Below are 18,974 nucleotides of genomic sequence, written 5' to 3'. Positions count from 1 at the left end.
CCCGATCAGCCCCGGGAGCGGGCGTCGAGGGCGCGGCGGAGGACGTCGAGGTCGTCCGAGGCGAGCGAGCCGGTGAACTGCAGGAGCGCGGCCTCGCGGTCGGTGGCGGCGGCGAGGGCGTTCGACATGAGGGAGGCCGTCTGTTCCTCCCGGCTGTTCGTCGCGCGGAAGGTCAGCGGGGCGTCGTCGTGCTGCTCGCGCTCGACCTGGCCCTTGCGTCCGAGGCGGTCGAGCACGGTCAGGACGGTCGTGAGGGCGGGTCGCGGCTCGGGGAACGCGTCGAGCACCTGCCGCGCGCTCAGGCCGTCGGGTGCCGACCAGAGGGCGTCGAGCACCGCCTGTTCGAGCTGCCCGCGAGGGCGCGATCGCTGTCCTGCCACCCGGGCATTCTACGAGATGTCGAATCGCGAGCACGACACCTCCCGGAAACACGGCGGCGGTATGCTCGACGGCGACAACTGAAGCACGGCCGATCACCCGTCGCGGGAGACGCCGGACCCCGGTTCGCCGGTGTCCTGCACCGAAGGAGCAACGTCCCCGCCAATCTCTCAGGTCCAACACCGCGACGGACAGGCCACTCTGAAAAGCAGGTGCTCCCGACCCACCGGTCGGTCCGGCTCCTCGCCCACGGTGAAAGCCGACGGACCTCACGGGCCGCGGTGAAACTCTCAGGCCCATGACAGAGGGGGAGTTCCCACCCGACGACGGTCGTCGGGTGTCGTCGAGGACGAGAGAACTCCGCCATGCGTTCATCACCGCTCGAGGCCGCGCACGAAGCCGCCGGAGCCACCTTCACCGACTTCGCCGGGTACCGGATGCCCGTCCGCTACTCGTCCGACCTCGCCGAGCACCACGCGGTCCGCAGTGCCGCCGGGGTCTTCGACCTGTCGCACATGGCCGAGATCGGCGTGACCGGCCCCGACGCCGTCGCGTTCCTCGACCACGCGCTCGCCGGGTCCTTCGGCGCGATGCCCGTCGGCCGAGCGAAGTACTCGCTGCTGCTCGGGGAGGACGGCGGGATCCTCGACGACCTCGTCGTGTACCGCACCGAGGAGCACGTCTTCCTCGTGGTCGCCAACGCCGCGAACCGGTCCGTCGCCGTCGATGCCCTGACCTCCCGGGCCGACGGCTTCGACGTCCGGGTCTCCGACGACTCCGACACGACCGCCCTCGTCGCGATCCAGGGCCCCGCCGCCGCGGGCACGCTCGACGCCCTCGTGGTGGCCGACCGACTGCAGCCCGAGACCCCCCTCGACGAGCTCCGCTACTACCGCGTGCTGCACGCCCTGTTCGACGGTGCCGAGGTGTTGGTCGCCCGCACCGGGTACACGGGCGAGGACGGGTTCGAGATCTACTCCGACCCGTCGGTCGCGACGACGATCTGGGACGCCCTGCTCGAGACCGGCGCCGACCGCGGCGTCGTCCCCGCCGGGCTCGCCGCCCGTGACACCCTGCGACTCGAGGCCGGCATGCCCCTCTACGGGCACGAGCTCGGCACCGACGTCCGACCCGCACAGGCCGGACTCGGCCGGGTCGTCGCGACCGAGGGCGACTTCGTCGGTGCCGCCGGCGTCTCGCCGGCCGAGGGCGCCCGCGTGCTCGTCGGACTCGTCACCGAGGGGCGCCGTGCTCCGCGTGCCGGCTACGACGTGGTGCTCGACGGCGAGGTCGTCGGCACCGTCACCTCCGGCGCACTCTCGCCCACCCTCGGCCACCCGGTCGCGATGGCCTTCGTCGACCCGGCTGCGCTGGAGGCGGTGTCCTCCGGTGACCGAGTCCTGCACATCGACGTCCGTGGCACGGCCATCCCCAGCACCGTGACCCCGTTCCCCTTCTACCGCCGTTCCCCGAGAGGCTGAACCTGTGACCGACCAGACCGCACTCCAGTACACCGCCGACCACGAGTGGCTGCTCGTCGAGGGCGACACCGTCACCGTCGGCATCACCGACCACGCCGCCGACCAGCTCGGTGACGTCGTCTTCGTCGAGCTCCCCGCCGTCGGCACCGCCACCACCGCGGGCGAGCAGATCGGCGAGATCGAGTCGACCAAGAGCGTCGGCGAGCTCTTCGCCCCGATCGAGGGCGAGGTCGTCGAGGTCAACGACGCCGTCGTCGACGCTCCCGACACCGTCAACCACGACCCGTTCGGCGCCGGTTGGCTCGTCAAGATCAAGGTCGACGGCACCTCGTTCCCCGAGGACCTCATGGACCACGACGCGTACCGGGCCTCCCTCGCATGAGCGACGCGCAGCAGAACCTCCAGACGTCCTTCGCCGACCGCCACATCGGCACGACGAGCGCCGACCAGCAGATCATGCTCGACGCCGTCGGCCAGCCGTCCCTGGACGCGCTCGTCCGCACCGCCATCCCCGAGTCGATCCACGCCGCACCGGTCACCGCGTCCGTCATCCCCACGGCCGTCGGCGAGACCGAGGCGCTGGCCGAGCTCCGCGCGAAGGCGGGCCGCAACACCGTCCGGCGCGCGATGATCGGCCTCGGCTACCACGGCACCCACACCCCCGCGGTGATCCAGCGGAACGTCCTGGAGAACCCGAGCTGGTACACGGCGTACACGCCGTACCAGCCGGAGATCTCGCAGGGTCGCCTCGAGGCACTCATCAACTTCCAGACGATGGTGTCCGACCTCACCGGCATGGCCACGGCCGGCGCGTCCATGCTCGACGAGGGCACCGCCGTCGTCGAGGGCATGCTCCTCGCCCGCCGCGCCTCGAAGGTCAAGGGCGACGCGTTCCTCGTCGACGCCGACCTCCTGCCGCAGACCCGCGCGCTCCTCGACCACCGCGCCGACGCCGTGGGCATCACGCTCCGCGCGTTCGACGCCGCCGAGGGCCCGACCGACGAGCAGCTCGACGGCGCGTTCGGCGTCGTCCTGCAGTACCCGGGCGCCTCCGGACGCATCGTCGACCCGAGCCGCACCATCGAGCGCGTCCACGCCGGCGGGGGCATCGCAGTCGTCGCCGCGGACCTCCTCGCGATGACGCTCCTCGCCAGCCCGGGTGACCTCGGCGCCGACGTCGCCGTGGGGACCAGCCAGCGCTTCGGCGTGCCGCTCGGCTTCGGCGGACCGCACGCCGGGTACCTGGCTGTCCGTGCCGGTCTCGAGCGCCAGCTGCCCGGCCGACTCGTCGGGGTCTCCTTCGACGCCGACGGGCAGATGGCCTACCGCCTCAGCCTGCAGACCCGCGAGCAGCACATCCGCCGCGAGAAGGCGACGAGCAACATCTGCACCGCCCAGGTGCTCCTCGCGGTCATGGCGTCGATGTACGCCGTGTACCACGGACCCGAGGGCCTGCGCTTCATCGCCGACCGGGTCGCCCGCACGACGTCTGCGCTCGCCGACGCCGCACGCGTGGCCGGGCTCGACGTCGTGCACGAGGCGTGGTTCGACACCCTGACGCTCCGCGCGGCCGGTCGTGCCGCCGCCCTCGTCGACGCCGCGCGTGAGCGGGACTACCTGCTGCACCTCGTCGACGCCGACACCCTGCAGGTGTCGGTGGACGAGACGACGACGCCGGACGACGTGACGGCGCTCGCCGGCGTGTTCGGGGCGGTGGACCAGACCGTCCCGGCGACCGAGACCGCCGTGCGGGACGCAGCCACGGGCCTCCCGGCCGGTCTGCTGCGCAGCAGCGAGTACCTCACCCACCCGGTCTTCAGTGCGCACCGCAGCGAGACCCGGATGATGCGGTACCTCAAGCACCTGTCCGACAAGGACTACGCGCTCGACCGTGGCATGATCCCGCTCGGCAGCTGCACGATGAAGCTCAACGCGGCGACCGAGATGGCCGCGGTGACGTGGCCCGAGTTCGCGAACGTGCACCCGTTCGCGCCCGCCGAGGACGTCGCCGGCTACCTCGACATGATCGGCGACCTCGAGTCGTGGCTCGCCGAGGTCACCGGGTACGACACCGTGTCACTGCAGCCGAACGCCGGCAGCCAGGGCGAGCTCGCGGGCCTCCTCGCGATCCGCGGCTACCACCTCGCGAACGGCGACACCGAGCGCACGGTCTGCCTCATCCCGTCCAGCGCACACGGCACGAACGCCGCGTCGGCCGTCCTCGCGGGCATGCGGGTCGTCGTCGTGGCGTGCGACGAGGACGGCAACGTCGACCTCGACGACCTCCGGGCGAAGACCGCACAGCACGGCGACCAGCTCGCCGCGCTGATGATCACGTACCCGTCCACGCACGGCGTCTACGAGCACGACATCACCGACATCACCGCCGCCGTCCACGACGCGGGCGGTCAGGTGTACGTCGACGGCGCGAACCTCAACGCGCTGCTCGGGCACGCCCGGTTCGGCGACTTCGGCGGCGACGTCTCGCACCTGAACCTCCACAAGACGTTCTGCATCCCGCACGGCGGCGGCGGCCCCGGCGTCGGGCCCGTCGCGGCGAAGGCGCACCTCGCGCCGTACCTGCCCGGCCACCCGATGGCGCAGCAGGCCGACCGTCGCTCCGGCGCAACCGCGGCGGATTCGGACGGTCGCCTCGCGCACGCCGGTGGCCCGGTGTCGAGCGCGCCGTACGGCAGCCCGAGCATCCTGCCGATCACGTGGACGTACGTCCGGATGATGGGGCTCGAGGGGCTCACCCGTGCGACCGAGGTCGCGGTGCTCGGGGCGAACTACATCGCCGCACGGGTCCGCGACGCCTACCCGGTCCTCTACACGGGGCAGGACGGGCTCGTCGCGCACGAGTGCATCCTCGACCTCCGGCCGCTCCGCGACAGCACGGGCATCACGGTGGACGACGTCGCGAAGCGCCTCGTCGACTACGGGTTCCACGCGCCGACGATGTCGTTCCCGGTGGCCGGCACCCTGATGGTCGAGCCGACCGAGAGCGAGGACCTCGCGGAACTCGACCGCTTCGTCGACGCCATGCTCGCGATCCGCGCCGAGGCCGCCGCCGTCGAGCGGGGCGAGTGGAGCGCGGACGACAACCCGCTCGTGCACGCGCCGCACACCGCCTCGTCGGTGATCTCGGGGGAGTGGACGCACGCGTACACCCGCGAGCAGGCGGTCTACCCGCTGCCGGGCATCAGCACCAGGAAGTACTGGCCGCCGGTGCGCCGCATCGACCAGGCGTACGGCGACCGCAACCTCGTGTGCGCGTGCCCTCCGGTGGAGGCGTTCGCGTAGCGGCCCGCGTCGTCCGCGACGCGCCAGTGAACACGCGGGAGGCCCGTGGCGGATCCGCCACGGGCCTCCCGTCCGTCGTCAGCAGCGTCAGGCGACCGGCGCGATTGGCAGGTGCTGCGCCCACCAGGCGAGGACGTGCTCGAAGCGCTGCACGCGGTGGCGGGGGCGCCCGGAGCGCGAGAGCTCGTGGCCCTCGCCGGGGAACACGAGGAGCGACGCGTCGACCCCGGCCCGCTTGAGTGCGACGAACTGCCGGTGCCCCTGCTCGATCGGGCAGCGCCAGTCCTCCTCGGAGTGCGCGACCATGAACGGGATCGACACCTGGGCCGCGTACGTGAGCGGGCTGCGGCGGCGCTGCTCCTCCGGGTCCGCCCCGACGTACGCGTCGGCGAAGAACCAGCCGATGTCGGAGCTGCCCGCGAAGGAGTCCCAGGCGTTGACCGCGCGTTCGCTCCACGCTGCGACGAAGCGCTCCCCGTGGTGGGCGGCGACCCAGCTCGTCATGAAGCCGCCGTACGAACCGCCCATGATGCCGACCCGGCTCGCGTCGAGGTCCGGACGCTCGAGCGCCGCGTCGAGCAGGGCGAGCACATCGTCCACGTCGACCGTCCCCATCGCGCCGATCACCGCGCGGCCGTGGTCGAGTCCGTAGCCACCGGAGCCCCGGGGGTTGCCGATCACGACCGCGTAGCCGGCGCTCGCGTAGACCTGCGCCTCGTCGAAGAACGCCCAGGTGTCCTGGCCGAACGGTCCGCCGTGCACGACGCGGAGGACCGGGTGCGGGCCGTCGCCCTCCGGCAGCACGACCCAGCCGTGCACCGTGGTGCCGTCCGGGGAGGTGCCGGTGACCTCCTCGATGCGCCGGACACCAGGAGCGGTCGCGGTGTCGCGGAGGGGAGCCGCGAAGTCGGTGAGGACGGTCGGCTCGGCGTTCGCGCCCCGGTCGGCGTCGGCGGTCGGCTCGGTGTTCGTGCCGCTCGTGAGGTCGACGACGATGACCTCACCCGGGGAGGCCGTGGTCGCGGCGGTCGCGAGGAGCACGTCACCCGCGACGTCGAACCCGGACACGACGATGTGCCCGCCGAGCACGACCTCGAGCTCGTCGAGGCCGAGCGGCGCGTCGGCGGCGCCGGGCACCCGGCGGACGCCGACCGTGCCGCGGTCGAGCACCGCGACGAGGACATCGGCCCCGTGCACGACCGGGGTCCCGGTCACGTCGACCGTCTCCCGGGCGGTCAGCAGCACCGGGTCCGACCCGTGGTCGGCGCGCCAGAGTCCCTGCGGCTCCGCGACGACCTGGCCGTCCGCGTGCGTTGCGCCCGTGTAGAAGACGGAGCCGGTCGACGTCACCGCCACCGAGCCGATCGACCCTTCGGAACGGATCGCGAGCGACAGCGACCCGTCGGCCACGTCGACGCGGTACAGGTCGTCGTCGTGCGTCTCCCGCTCGCCGAGGGCACGGGGAGCGACGACCAGGAGGGCGCTGCCGTCGGGGTACCAGACGGGGGAGCCGAGCGAGCAGGTGGTGCTCGTCAGCGCGGTCCGGACCGGCTCGGCGTCCCGGTCGGTCACATCCACGACGACGACCTGCTGCGGCTTGTCGAGCAGGTAGCCCGCACCGTCGACGTGGAAGTCGAGACGTGTGATGAGGCGCGGGGCCTCGGCGGCCGAGGCGGGCCGTCGGTCCTCGTCGCCCGTGGCCGCGGAGCCGTACCGACCCGGCTCCGGGAAGCGGGCCGTCACGGCGACGCGCGTGGAGTCCGGCGACCAGACGGGGGCACCGGCCCCGAGCGGCAGCGCGGTGACGACGCGTGCCTCGCCGCCGTCGACGGGTGCGACCGCGACCTGCGGACGGTCGGCTCCGTGCTCGTCCGTGACGACCCGGAGGAAGGCGAGCGACCGGCCGTCGGGCGAGAGCACCGGAGCGGAGTCACGGTCGCCCGCGGTCCAGCGCACGGGCCCGGAAGCGGTCACCTGCTCGACGGTGGTGCGGTACGTGTCGGCGTCGACGTCCGGACGGGACACCGAGACGAAGGCCGCACCGCCGGTGCGCGGGTCGCCGGAGAGGGTCGGAGAAGACGGGACGTGGAGGTGGTGGATGTCGTTGGCGAGCACGCTGCCACGCTACGGCCACCACGGTCCGACGCGTCCGGAACTGGCCGCCGAGCGTTCCGCGACCATTCACCCTCGGGAGGTGTGTCCGCAAGACTGCGGACAATCGCGGGCGCAGTCAAGCACCCACGTTGCGCATCCTGGCCCGCAGACGCAGGTTTCCACAGTCTCACGCAACGATCCGCAGGCTACGTTTCCGGTGTGTAACAACTTCTTCCGGGATTTTGAGGCCCCTCCGACGGACACCTATGGTTCTTGCGAACGCGCCGTGGAGCCTGCCTCCTGTCGTGTTCGGTCACATTCCATCAGGAGGATCACAGAGTGAACATCACCAAGAAGCGAGGGCGCCAGCTGCTCGGCGCCGTCGCCCTGGCCGGGGCGGCCGCGATCGCCCTCGCCGGTTGCACCACTTCTCCCAGCGCCAACGAGTCGGGTTCGGCGTCGAACAAGACCATCACCGTCGCACAGGTCAACGAAGTCACGTCGTTCAACTACAACACCCCCCAGGGCAACCTGGACATGAACGGCATGATCAACTACATGACCCAGCCGCAGTTCGTGACGCTGGGGTCGGACTACAAGATCACGCCGAACACCGACCTCGGCACCGTCAAGAAGCTCAGCGACGACCCGCTGACGGTGAAGTACACGCTGAACAAGGACGCGAAGTGGTCCGACGGCAAGCAGATCACCTCTGACGACCTCCTCCTGGGCTGGGCACAGGCCTCCGGTTACTACGACTCCGCGACGCAGGACGAGAGCACCGGCAAGGTCACGAGCGGGACGCAGTACTTCTCGCTCGCGTCGGCGTCGCCGTTCAAGACGGACTACCCGACGGACATCACCAAGGACTCCATCACCATCAAGTACAAGGAGCCCTACGTCGACTGGCAGCTGGTGAACCCCATCCAGTTCCCGGCGCACGTCGTGACGGAGGAGGCCGGCACCACGGTCGACGACCTCCTCAAGGCGCTCAAGGACACCCCCGCCGGTGACCCCGCCAAGCCCGCCGCTGCGAACTCGGTCCTCAAGAAGGTCGCCGACTTCGTCAACACCGGCTACGACAAGACCAGCCTGCCGAGCGACAAGAAGCTGCTCGTCTCGGGCGGCCCGCTCATGGTCTCCGCGTGGACCCCGAAGCAGTCGATGACCCTCGTCCCGAACCCCGAGTACACGGGCAACCACAAGGTCAAGTTCGGCAAGCTCGTCGTCCGCTTCATCGGTGACGCCAACGCCCAGGTGACGGCCCTCCAGAACGGCGAGGTCGACGCGATCCAGCCGCAGGCCTCGGCCGACACGGTGAAGGCGCTCGACGCGGCCTCCGGTGTGAAGACCATCGAGGGCTCGCAGGTCGCCTACGACCACCTCGACCTGAACTTCGGCTCGTCCGTGTTCAAGGACGAGAACGTCCGCAAGGCCTTCCTCCTCACGATCCCGCGTGAGCAGATCCTGAAGTCGATCGTCACCCCGATCAACAAGGACGCCAAGGTCCTCGACTCGCAGCTCTACCTGCCCGGCCAGGACGGCTACGACGAGAGCGTCAAGAACAACGACTCGTCCGAGTACAGCAAGGTCGACATCGACGCGGCGAAGAAGCTCCTCAACGGTGCCACGCCGACCGTCAAGATCCTCTACAACACCGAGAACCCGAACCGCGTGGACACGTTCCAGGCGATCCAGGCCTCGGCTGCGAAGGCCGGCATCAAGGTCGTCGACGGCGGCTCGCCCGACTGGTCCTCGCTCCTCGCGGGCGGCGACTACGACGCCTCGATCTTCGGTTGGGTCAACCCGGGTGCCGGCAACGCCGCGATCCCGCAGCTCTTCCAGACGAACAACTCGGGCAACTACAACAAGTTCAACGACGCCACTGCCTCGAAGCTCGCTGTCGAGACCCAGAGCACGCTGGACGAGTCCAAGCTGAACGACATGAAGATGGAGATCGACAAGATCGCCTTCGACAAGGCGTACGGCCTGCCCCTGTTCCAGAGCCCCGGCCTCTTCGCCACGGGTTCGAACCTGAAGGGCGTCCAGTACTTCGGCGGCCAGACGGGCATCTTCTGGAACGTCTGGGACTGGACCAAGTGACCCTGACCGGTCGCTGATCAAGCACCACGCACGAGGGGGCGCCGGACTCGACGAGTCCGGCGCCCTCCCGTGAGCCGGGACCCAGACCGGCACACCACCTCTGGCCGAGACCCGGCCCCACACCGCTGAGCATCGTCGAAGACGACGATGCGGCGGGACCCAGTACCCTTGCTGCTCGGGTCGCCCGATCGGACGATCAGCAGCTCGAACCACCACACCGGAGAGGCACCCATCGCCCATGGTGAGTTTCATCGCGAGACGGATCCTCGTCTCGGTCCTCATCCTCATCGCCGCGTCGTTCATCATGTACAACCTGGCGGCGATCGCGGGGAACCCCCTGCAGGACCTCCAACAGAGCAACTCGCCGAACCGTGAGCAGCTCATCGCCGCACGAGTCGCAGCGCAGCACCTCGACCTGATCCCGCCGCTCCGCTGGGGTCTGTGGATCAGCGGCGTCGGCAAGTGCGTCATCGGCCAGTGCGACCTCGGCGTCACGTTCCAGAACCAGCCGGTCGCCCAGCTGCTCCCGCAGGCCGTCGGCTCCACCATCCAGCTGGTGACGTTCTCGTTCATCCTCGCCATCATCTTCGGCATCGGTCTCGGCGTCGTGACCGCGCTGCGCGTCTACTCGGGCTTCGACTACTCGATCACCCTCGTCAGCTTCTTCCTGTACTCGCTGCCGTCGTTCCTGATGGCCGTGCTCCTGAAGTCGTTCATCGCGCTGGACTACAACAACTTCCTCGTCGACCCGAAGATCCCTCCCGTCAACCTCGTCGTGATCGCCGTCGTCGTCGGTCTCGTGATCCAGTTGATCGTCGGTGGCATCCTGAAGCGTCGCCTGATCGTCTTCGCGATCAGCGCGGTCGTGACCGCTGGCATGCTCCTGCTCATGCAGGCCACGGGCTGGTTCACCGACCCGTCGCTCGGCCCGGTCTTCGTGATCCTCTTCAGCGCGGGCATCGGCCTGGCGATGGTGACGCTGCTCGCCGGCACGAAGAACCGGCGTGCGTGGCTCGTCGCGGGCATCAACGTCCTCGTCGCGATCATCTGCTACTTCGCGCTGCAGGGCCTGTTGAACATCTCGTCCGCCGGGACGATCGTGATCCTGGCCGTCGCCACGATCGCCGTGGGGCTCATCTCGGGCTTCCTCGTCGGTGGCCACGACCGCGGGCTGATGATGCGCATCGGCGCACTCACCGCGTTCCTCAGCGCCGGCGTCATCCTGCTCGACCGCTTCATGCGATCCTGGATCGACTACACGCAGAACTACGTGTCCCGTCCGATCGCGACCGTCGGCTCGCAGACGCCCGGTCTGACGGGCGACTTCTGGATCACCGGCATCGACACCTACACGCACCTGCTGCTGCCGACGATCTCGCTCCTGCTCATCAGCTTCGCGAGCTACACCCGGTACTCGCGATCGGGCATGCTCGAGGTCCTCGACCAGGACTACGTGCGGACCGCACGTGCGAAGGGCCTGCCGGAGCGCACCGTCATCGTCCGCCACGCCCTCCGCAACATGCTCATCCCGATCGCGACCCTCGTCGCCACCGACATCGGTGCGCTGCTGGGCGGTGCGATCATCACCGAGCGCGTGTTCGCCATCTCGGGCATGGGCAGCCTGTTCAACAGCGGCCTGTCGATCACCGACGTGAACCCGGTGATGGGGTACTTCCTCGTCATCGCGATCACGGCGATCGCGTTCAACTTCCTCGCCGACCTGGCCTACTCGGCCCTCGACCCGCGGGTGCGTGTCCGATGACCGCCGACGCCGCGGTCACGGACCCGACCAGCCTGACGGACCTGCACCTCCAGGAGGACCACCGATGAGCACCATCCAGGGCGGCGCGCCGCTCGAGCCGAACATCGGCGACGGCACCGACGTCGGCCAGACCCCCGACTCGCACGAGAAGCGCGTCGGGGAGAGCCAGGGGCGGATCATCCTCCGCCGCTTCCTCGCCAACAAGCTCGCGGTCATCGCACTCATCGTGTACGTCCTCGTGCTGGTCTTCGCCGTGTCCGCGGTCGGCCTCGGCCCGATCCCGGGCTGGTGGCACTACTCGTACAAGGCCCTCGAGGACCTCCAGAACGGTGGCGCGCCGACGGCCGACCACCCGTTCGGGCAGGACCGCATCGGCAAGGACTACTTCGCCCTGACGATGCGCGGGATCCAGAACTCCGTGCTCGTCATGATCGTGATCGGCCTGTTCGCCACGTTCATCGGCGTCGTCGTCGGCGCGATCGCGGGCTACTTCCGCGGCACCGTCGACGCGGTGCTCATGCGCATCACCGACATCTTCATCGTCATCCCCGCGATCGTCATCGGCGCCGTGGTCGGCAAGACGGCGAACGGCCTGGGCGCCTGGGGCCTCGCGCTCCTGCTCGGCCTGGTGTCGTGGATGGTCATCGCCCGACTCGTCCGCGCCGAGTTCCTCTCGCTCCGTGAACGCGAGTTCGTCGAGGCGGCCCGGGTCGCCGGGGCGTCCGACGCGCGGATCATCTTCCGCCACATCCTGCCGAACGCGATCGGCGTGATCATCGTCTCCGCGACGCTGCTCATCGCCTCCGCGATCCTGCTCGAGACGGCGCTCAGCTACCTCGGCTACGGCATCAAGGCGCCGGACTCCTCCCTCGGCCTGCTCATCAGCCAGAACCAGTCGGCATTCCAGACCCGCCCGTACCTGTTCTGGTGGCCGGCCTCCTTCATCGTGCTGCTCGCGCTCTGCGTGAACTTCATCGGTGACGGCCTGCGCGACGCGTTCGACCCGCGCTCGAAGCGGTTCAGCCTCCGCAAGACGCGGGAGCCGCAGAACAGCGCCGGCTCGGAGATGATCAGCGCGTGATGTCCCGCGCCCTCCTAGCGTGCCGCGACGGCGAACCAGCCGCCGACGGCCGTCACCGCGAGCAACGCGATCGACGCCCAGTGCAGCGTGACCGGGACGCGGACGGCGTCGGCCGTGCCGAGTTCGATCGCGTCGCGCTCGCGGAGCTCCTCCCAGCGGTGCCGGACGAGGTACGCGGCGTCGCCGGACGCCGTGGACAGCAGGTCGCCGGCCCGTCGGTGTCCGCCGTCGAGGTCCGGGACACTGCGGCCGTGACGCTGCTCCTGGCGACGGGCGAGGGCGACGCCGGCACGTCCCGGCGCGGGGGCCGCCCACACCGAGACGCGCCGACCCGGCGTGACGAGCGTGAGGGCGAAGCGCGTCTCGACGTGCACGAGTGCCGCCCAGGGCACGCGGACGGTGTGGAACACGTTGACGACCTCGATGCCGTCGTCGTCGACGGTCATCCGCGGTCGCCAGAGCACGATCCAGCCCAGTGCGACGCCGAACAGCGACGGCACGACGGCCAGGGCCCGGTCCGACCAGGTCGTGTCGGTCGCGGTCGTCGTGGCGAAGAGCAGGGCCACGATCAGCCAGAGCGCGATCGCGAGGCCGCGGTTGAACTTGGACACGAACACATCGCGCGTCGACGGGGAAGCAGGCATGCCTCCATCGTCGCAGGTCAGGGCCCCGTGACCCGACGCCTGCCGCTCCGTCGTCAGCGCCCCACCAACACCACCCACGCGGCCGCCACGAGCGGTCGGGAAAGGACCGGACGTCGTTGAGCACGCCCGCCTCCGCGGCCACCACCCCGGCCGCCACCAGCACCCCCGTCGTCAAGGTCTCCGGACTGGACGTCGACTTCGCGGTCGACGACGTCTGGACCCCCGCGGTCAAGAAGCTGTCGTACGAGATCCGTTCCGGTGAGGTCCTCGCCCTCGTCGGTGAGTCCGGCTCGGGCAAGTCCGTGAGCTCGATGTCGATCCTCGGGCTCCTGCCGCGGAACGCCCGCGTGAACGGCTCGATCGAGTTCAACGGCAAGGAGCTCCTCGGCCTGCGGTCGGCGCAGCTCCGGGAGTACCGCGGCAAGGAGATCGCGGTCATCTTCCAGGAGCCGATGACGGCCCTGAACCCGGTCTTCACCGTCGGCTCGCAGATCGTCGAGACCCTCCGGATCCACTACGGCATCTCGCCGAGCGAGGCGAAGGACCGCGCCATCGAGCTGCTGACGCTCGTGGAGATGCCCGACCCGCAGAAGGCGTTCAACTCGTACCCGCACCAGCTCTCGGGCGGCCAGCGGCAGCGTGCCATGATCGCGCAGTCGATCTCCTGCGACCCGAAGCTGCTCATCGCCGACGAGCCGACCACGGCCCTCGACGTGACGGTGCAGGCCGAGATCCTCGACCTCATCCGCGACCTCGCGGGCAAGCTCGGCAGCGCGGTCCTCCTGATCACCCACGACATGGGCGTCGTGGCGGACCTGGCGGACCGGATCGTCGTGATGCAGCAGGGCGTCGCCGTCGAGACCGGGTCCGTCCGCGAGGTCTTCGCAGAGCCGAAGCACGAGTACACCCGTACGCTCCTCGACGCCGTCCCGCGCCTCGGCCAGGCCGGCGACACCGTGATCGACCTCACCGAGACCCTCGAGTCCGTCGTCGAGAGCGACGCGCCCGTGCACGTCGGCGCGGAGCCGGTGCTCCACACCGACGTCGTGCCGACGCTCGGTCCGGCCGTGCTCGAGTTCTCGAACGTCGTCATCGAGTACCCGGGCCGCGGCCGCGTCAAGGCGTTCCGCGCGATCGACGGTGTCGACCTCTCCGTCCACGAGGGAGAGGTCGTCGGCCTCGTCGGCGAGTCAGGGTCGGGCAAGTCGACCCTCGGCCGCGCGGCCATCGGGCTGCTGCCGATCACCTCGGGTGGTCTCGAGGTGACGGGCGTCGACCTGTCGAAGCCGACCCGCTCGCTCGTCCGCAAGGTCCACCAGAACGCGGGCATCGTCTTCCAGGACCCCTCGTCGTCGCTCAACCCGCGCATGACGATCGGCCAGTCCATCGGCGAGCCGCTGCTCCTCGCCAAGGGCATGAAGGGCCGCGAGCTCGAGCGCGAGGTCGAGTCCCTGCTCGAGGCGGTACGGCTGCCCACGTCGTACTCGACGCGCTTCCCGCACGAGCTGTCCGGCGGGCAGAAGCAGCGCATCGGCATCGCCCGGGCGCTCGCCCTCCGCCCGAAGCTGCTCATCGCCGACGAGCCGACCTCGGCCCTCGACGTCTCGGTGCAGGCGACGGTGCTCGAGCTCCTCAAGGACCTCCAGCGCGAGTTCCGCTTCGCGTGCCTCTTCGTCACGCACGACCTCGCGGTCATCGACGTGCTCGCCGACCGCATCGCGGTGCTGCACCACGGGCACCTGGCCGAGGTCGGCACGCGCGACCAGATCCTCCGCGACCCGCAGGACCCGTACACCCAGCGACTCATCGCCGCGGTGCCGCTGCCGGACCCCGACGTCCAGCGCGAACGGCGCGAGCTGCGTCGTCAGATCCTCGCGGCCGGCTCGGACGAGTAGCGCTGACCGCGCAGGACGCCCCCTGGCACCGTGCGGTGCCAGGGGGCGAGCTGCGTCCGGCCTGGAGGCACGGGGCGCGCCCGACCCGTCTGCTCAGCGGGTGACGGCGGCGGTGCGCTCCGTGAGCAGGTGGTTCTGGTCCGTCTGGACACACGCCACACCGCGACCGTGCACGTCCTGCAGCCTCGGGTCGACCGAACGGCACTGCTGCTGCCGACCGTCATCGAGGAGTTGGTAGAGCGGGCACCGGGTGCGGAACCGGCAGCCCTCGATCCGGTCCGTGGGGGAGGGCAGGTCACCGTCGAGCAGGATCCGCCCACGAGCAGCCTCGGCCGAGGGGTCCGGCACGGGCACCGCTGAGAGCAACGCGCGGGTGTACGGGTGCTGCGGGTCGTCGAACACCCGGTCGCCCTCCCCGTACTCGACGATCCGTCCGAGGTACATCACCGCGACGTCGTCGGCGATGTGCCGAACGACCGAGAGGTCGTGCGCGACGAACAGGTACGAGAGGCCGAGGCGGTGCTTGAGGTCCTCGAGCAGGTTGATGACGCCGGCCTGCACGGACACGTCGAGTGCGGAGACGGGCTCGTCGAGCACGAGGATCTTGGGCTCCACGATGAGTGCCCGGGCGATGCCGATGCGCTGCCGCTGGCCGCCGGAGAACTCGTGCGGATACCGGTCGATGTAGCTCGGCTCGAGTCCGACGAGTTCGAGCGAGTCACGCACCCGGCGGCGGATCTCGTCCTTCGGGACCCCGTGCACGGTGAGCGGCTCGCCGATGACGGAGCCGATGTCGAGGCGCGGGTCGATCGAGGCCATCGGGTCCTGGAAGACGACCTGGATGTCGCTCCGGAGCGCCCGGCGGTCCTGCTTCGTCAACGTGCTCGTGTCGACGCCGTTGACCTTGATCGTGCCCTGCTGCGCCCCGGCGAGCTCGAGGATCTCCATGATCGTCGTCGTCTTGCCGCAACCGGACTCACCGACCAGGCCCAGGACCTGGCCGCGCTTGAGCGTCAGCGAGATGCCGTCGACCGCGTGCACCTCGCCGATCCGGCGGCGGAAGACGGCGCCCTTGGTGAGCGGGAAGGTCTTCACGACGTCGTCGAGCTCGAGCACCACCTCGTCGCCGTGGTCGATCGACGCCTCGGGGACGTCCGCGGGGCGGGGGAAGATCTCGGAGCGGGCGAGCGTGCCTGCGGCGATCTCGTCGCGCCGGATGCAGGCGGCCGTGTGCTCGTCGGCGGGGAAGCCGTTCGTGATCGTCGGCGTGGTGCCGGTCAGGACCGGGTTGTCGGCGCTGGAGGCCACCGTCGGTGCGACCAGCGCCGGCTCGCCCTCGCGGCAGGCGTCGAGCACGGCAGGGCAGCGGTCGGCGAACGGGCAGCCGGTCGGCTTCTGGGTGAGGAGCGGCGGACGGCCGTCGAGCGGCACGAGGCGCTCGGCTCGCGACGACGCCATGTTCGGCATCGACCGCAGCAGGCCGATCGTGTACGGCATCACCGGTTCGCGGAACAGCGGCTCGACCGGGGCCGTCTCCACGATCCGGCCCGCGTACATCACCGCGACCCGGTCCGCGTTGCCCGCGACGACGCCGAGGTCGTGCGTGATGAGGACGACGGCGGCACCGGTCAGGTCCTTCGCCTTCTGCAGGACGTCGAGGATCTGCGCCTGGATCGTCACGTCGAGTGCCGTGGTGGGCTCGTCGGCGATGATGAGCTTCGGGTCGTTCGCGATCGCGATGGCGATCATCGCGCGTTGGCGCATGCCGCCGGAGAACTCGTGCGGGAAGGCGTCGAGCCGTCGTGCCGGGTTCGGGATGCCGACGGCGCGCAGGAGCTCCTCGGCGCGGGTGCGAGCGGCGTGCGGGGTGAGCGCCCGGTCGTGGAGCCGCAGCCCCTCGATGATCTGCTGGCCGATCGTGTAGACCGGTGTCAGGGCCGACAGGGGGTCTTGGAACACCATGGCGATGTCGCGGCCGCGGAGCTTCGACAGCTCGCGGTCGTTCAGCCCGAGGAGCTCACGACCGCCGAACCTGATGCTGCCCTCGACCTTGGCCGACGACGGGAGAAGCCCCATCACGGCCATCGACGACACCGACTTGCCCGAACCGGACTCGCCGACGATGCCGAGGAACTCGCCCTGGTTCACCGTGTAGTCGACCCCGCGGACCGCGTACACGGGCTTCGTCGACGAGTTGAACGTGACGGAGAGGTCGGAGACGGTGAGCAGCGGCTCAGTCACGGTTGGCTCCAGAGGTGGGGTCGATGGCGTCGCGCAGGGCGTCGCCGAGCAGGCTGGTGGAGAGGACGGTGGCGACCAGGGTCGCGGCCGGCAGGACGAACAGCCACGGCCGGGTGACCGCGGACTGGCTGCCGGCGGCGAGCAGGGTGCCGAGGGACACGTCCGGCACCTGGATGCCGAAGCCGAAGAAGCTCAGGGCGCTCTCGGACAGGATCATCGCCCCGACGCCCAGCGTGGCGTCGATGATGAGCAGCGACGCGACGTTCGGCAGGATGTGCCGACGGATGATCGTGAACGACGGCACGCCCATGAACCGCGCGGCCTTGACGTAGTCGCGCTCGCGCAGCGACATCGTCTGCCCGCGGATCACGCGCGCCATGATCATCCAGCCGAAGATCGCCAGACCGATGATGAGCGCCAACCAGCTGAGGCTCTTGAACAGCGGGCTGAGGAGCACCAGGGCGTAGAACGACGGGATCACGAGCAGCAGGTCGATGCCCCAGACGAGGGCTCGGTCGACGAAGCCGCCGAAGTAGCCCGCGATGGCCCCGACGATGCCCGCGATGAGGGTCGCGGCCGGGCCGGCGATGAGGCCGATGAGCAGCGACTTCTGCAGGCCGACGAGCGTCTGCGCGTAGATGTCCTGGCCGATGTCGTTCGTGCCGAACCAGTGCGACGTGCTCGGCGGCATGCCGAAGGCCAGGCCGTCCGAGTCCACCGCGTTCCAGTGGTAGAGGTACGGGCCGACGAACGCCCAGAGGATGATGAGCAGGAGGGCGCCACCGCCGATGCGGGCGCGCCAGGTGCCGAACACCTTGCGCCAGAGCGGCGTCCGGCCTCCCTTCACCTCGACGACGTGCGCCGGCTCGCCGGCCTTGCCGTCGCCGGGGTCACCGGCGGTGGTCGTGGTCGTGGGGTCGAGTACGGACACGGGTCACACCCTCACTCGCGGGTCGAGCGCGGCGTAGAGCAGGTCCGCGAGGGTGCCTGCGATGAGCACGAGGATCGCCGTGAAGAGGATCGTGCCGGCTGCCGCGTTGATGTCGTTGTTGCTGATGCTCTGGACGAAGTACTCACCCATGCCGTGCCAGCTGAAGACCAGCTCGGTGATGCTCGCACCGGTCAGAATGAGGCCGAACGAGTAGGCGAAGAAGGTCGACATCGGGATGAGCGCCACGCGGACCCCGTGTCGCATGATGGCGGATGCCCGCGTCCGACCCTTGGACCGCGCGGTCCGGATGTAGTCGCTGGACAGGACGTCGAGCATCGCCGAGCGCTGGTACCGGGAGTACGAGGCGACCGCTCCGACCGTGAGCGAGATCGTCGGCAACAACAGGTGCACGAGCCGGTCGCCGAGGACCGGGAAGAACCCCGTCACCCCCGGGGTGTACTCGCCGGTGAAGCTGATCACCTGTGTGCCGACGGCGTTGTTCGTGGTCGTCGCGAGGATCATCAGGACCACCGCGATGACGAACGGCGGGGTCGCGAGCACCGCGAACGACAGGTAGGTCGAGACCTGGTCGGACGCCTTGTACTGGCGGACGGCGTTCCAGACGCCGAGCAGCACGCCGAGGAGCGCACCGAGCAGCGTGCCGATGACGAGGAGCCGGAGACTGGTGCCGGCCCGGGCGAAGATGTCGGCGGTGACCTCGGTCCCCCGCGAACTGATCCCGAGGGAACCGTGCGTCAGGAGGTTCACCCACCAGTTCCAGGTGCGGACGAGGAGCGGCACGTTGGGGTCGGCGCCGAGCTTCTGGAGCGACGCGTCGATGGTGCCCTGGGGAACCGCGGGGTTCCGGCCCAGGAACCGTGCTGCGGGGTTGAGCGTCGCGCTGGCGAGGATGTAACCGAGGGTCGTCGCGACGATCGTCAGGATCACGTAGTTGACGATCCGCTTCGCGAGGAAAGCAAGCATGTACGGGGACCTCTTGGGTGCGGCCGTCCGTCCGGACGGCGTTGTTCGGTCCGGACAGGCTAACGGGTCCGGACCGC

13 protein-coding genes and 1 riboswitch are annotated in these 18,974 nt (G+C 70.1%); of the genes, 7 read left to right on the top strand and 6 right to left on the bottom strand.

What is annotated here, in order from left to right:
* Positions 1 to 5 precede the first annotated feature (5 nt).
* On the bottom strand, positions 6 to 380 hold the full coding sequence (locus tag QPJ90_RS00570) for a BlaI/MecI/CopY family transcriptional regulator (RefSeq protein WP_290132532.1): 375 nt from the start codon (positions 378 to 380) through the stop codon (positions 6 to 8).
* A gap of 93 nt (positions 381 to 473) precedes the next feature.
* A riboswitch (glycine riboswitch) is annotated at positions 474 to 573 on the top strand.
* A gap of 170 nt (positions 574 to 743) precedes the next feature.
* On the opposite strand from QPJ90_RS00570, the gene gcvT reads away from it, so the two are divergent.
* The 3 genes from gcvT to gcvP are packed head-to-tail and all read left to right on the top strand — an operon-like array spanning position 744 to position 5,162.
* Positions 744 to 1,859 carry a glycine cleavage system aminomethyltransferase GcvT gene (gene gcvT, locus QPJ90_RS00565; RefSeq protein WP_290132531.1) on the top strand — a complete coding sequence of 372 codons (1,116 nt, stop codon included), beginning with the start codon at positions 744 to 746 and terminating at the stop codon, positions 1,857 to 1,859.
* Between the two features lie 4 nt (positions 1,860 to 1,863).
* Complete coding sequence (gcvH, locus tag QPJ90_RS00560; protein ID WP_290132530.1) at positions 1,864 to 2,241, top strand: glycine cleavage system protein GcvH; 378 nt, start codon at positions 1,864 to 1,866, stop codon at positions 2,239 to 2,241.
* A complete protein-coding gene (gene gcvP, locus QPJ90_RS00555) occupies positions 2,238 to 5,162 on the top strand; it encodes an aminomethyl-transferring glycine dehydrogenase (RefSeq protein ID WP_290132529.1) in 2,925 nt (974 codons plus the stop codon). The genes gcvH and gcvP overlap by 4 nt, the downstream gene beginning before the upstream one ends.
* An 87-nt stretch (positions 5,163 to 5,249) precedes the next feature.
* Here the strand turns inward: gcvP and QPJ90_RS00550 are convergent, their stop codons facing one another.
* Entirely contained in the window at positions 5,250 to 7,277 is a 2,028-nt protein-coding gene (locus QPJ90_RS00550; protein ID WP_290132528.1) for a S9 family peptidase, read from the bottom strand.
* A 318-nt stretch (positions 7,278 to 7,595) separates the two neighbouring features.
* Here QPJ90_RS00550 and QPJ90_RS00545 point away from each other — a divergent pair, with 318 nt between their 5' ends.
* The 3 genes from QPJ90_RS00545 (at position 7,596) to QPJ90_RS00535 (ending at position 12,202) form a co-directional block, all read left to right on the top strand.
* Entirely contained in the window at positions 7,596 to 9,359 is a 1,764-nt protein-coding gene (locus QPJ90_RS00545; protein WP_290132527.1) for an ABC transporter family substrate-binding protein, read from the top strand.
* Positions 9,360 to 9,597: 238 nt separating this feature from the next.
* Positions 9,598 to 11,121 carry an ABC transporter permease gene (locus QPJ90_RS00540; protein ID WP_290132526.1) on the top strand — a complete coding sequence of 508 codons (1,524 nt, stop codon included), beginning with the start codon at positions 9,598 to 9,600 and terminating at the stop codon, positions 11,119 to 11,121.
* A 64-nt stretch (positions 11,122 to 11,185) separates the two neighbouring features.
* Entirely contained in the window at positions 11,186 to 12,202 is a 1,017-nt protein-coding gene (locus tag QPJ90_RS00535) for an ABC transporter permease (protein ID WP_290132525.1), read from the top strand.
* A 14-nt stretch (positions 12,203 to 12,216) separates the two neighbouring features.
* Here the strand turns inward: QPJ90_RS00535 and QPJ90_RS00530 are convergent, their stop codons facing one another.
* Positions 12,217 to 12,846, bottom strand: a complete 630-nt coding sequence (locus QPJ90_RS00530; protein WP_290132524.1) for a PH domain-containing protein — start codon at positions 12,844 to 12,846, stop codon at positions 12,217 to 12,219.
* 116 nt (positions 12,847 to 12,962) lie between these two features.
* On the opposite strand from QPJ90_RS00530, the gene QPJ90_RS00525 reads away from it, so the two are divergent.
* The gene (locus QPJ90_RS00525) at positions 12,963 to 14,741 is read left to right on the top strand and encodes an ABC transporter ATP-binding protein (protein WP_290132523.1); all 1,779 of its coding nucleotides are present in this window, start codon (positions 12,963 to 12,965) and stop codon (positions 14,739 to 14,741) included.
* A 93-nt stretch (positions 14,742 to 14,834) separates the two neighbouring features.
* On the opposite strand, the gene QPJ90_RS00520 is transcribed toward QPJ90_RS00525, so the two are convergent.
* The 3 genes from QPJ90_RS00520 to QPJ90_RS00510 are packed head-to-tail and all read right to left on the bottom strand — an operon-like array spanning position 14,835 to position 18,897.
* Positions 14,835 to 16,982 (bottom strand): dipeptide ABC transporter ATP-binding protein, encoded by a 2,148-nt coding sequence (locus QPJ90_RS00520; protein ID WP_290132522.1) that lies wholly within the window; start codon positions 16,980 to 16,982, stop codon positions 14,835 to 14,837.
* Positions 16,975 to 17,913 (bottom strand): ABC transporter permease, encoded by a 939-nt coding sequence (locus QPJ90_RS00515; protein WP_290132521.1) that lies wholly within the window; start codon positions 17,911 to 17,913, stop codon positions 16,975 to 16,977. The genes QPJ90_RS00520 and QPJ90_RS00515 overlap by 8 nt, the downstream gene beginning before the upstream one ends.
* Before the next feature lie 3 nt (positions 17,914 to 17,916).
* Positions 17,917 to 18,897 (bottom strand): ABC transporter permease, encoded by a 981-nt coding sequence (locus tag QPJ90_RS00510; RefSeq protein ID WP_290132520.1) that lies wholly within the window; start codon positions 18,895 to 18,897, stop codon positions 17,917 to 17,919.
* Positions 18,898 to 18,974 lie beyond the last annotated feature (77 nt).

This window comes from Curtobacterium sp. 458, from assembly GCF_030406605.1.
GTDB lineage: Bacteria > Actinomycetota > Actinomycetes > Actinomycetales > Microbacteriaceae > Curtobacterium.
This window is presented reverse-complemented; position numbering and strand designations above follow the sequence as displayed.

Bases quoted from the DNA above. Each gene is read 5' to 3' on its own strand.
- gcvT (WP_290132531.1), top strand. From the start codon at position 744: ATGCGTTCATCACCGCTCGAGGCCGCGCACGAAGCCGCCGGAGCCACC.
- QPJ90_RS00510 (WP_290132520.1), bottom strand. From the start codon at position 18,897: ATGCTTGCTTTCCTCGCGAAGCGGATCGTCAACTACGTGATCCTGACG.
- QPJ90_RS00535 (WP_290132525.1), top strand. From the start codon at position 11,186: ATGAGCACCATCCAGGGCGGCGCGCCGCTCGAGCCGAACATCGGCGAC.
- QPJ90_RS00530 (WP_290132524.1), bottom strand. From the start codon at position 12,846: ATGCCTGCTTCCCCGTCGACGCGCGATGTGTTCGTGTCCAAGTTCAAC.
- QPJ90_RS00540 (WP_290132526.1), top strand. From the start codon at position 9,598: ATGGTGAGTTTCATCGCGAGACGGATCCTCGTCTCGGTCCTCATCCTC.
- gcvP (WP_290132529.1), top strand. From the start codon at position 2,238: ATGAGCGACGCGCAGCAGAACCTCCAGACGTCCTTCGCCGACCGCCAC.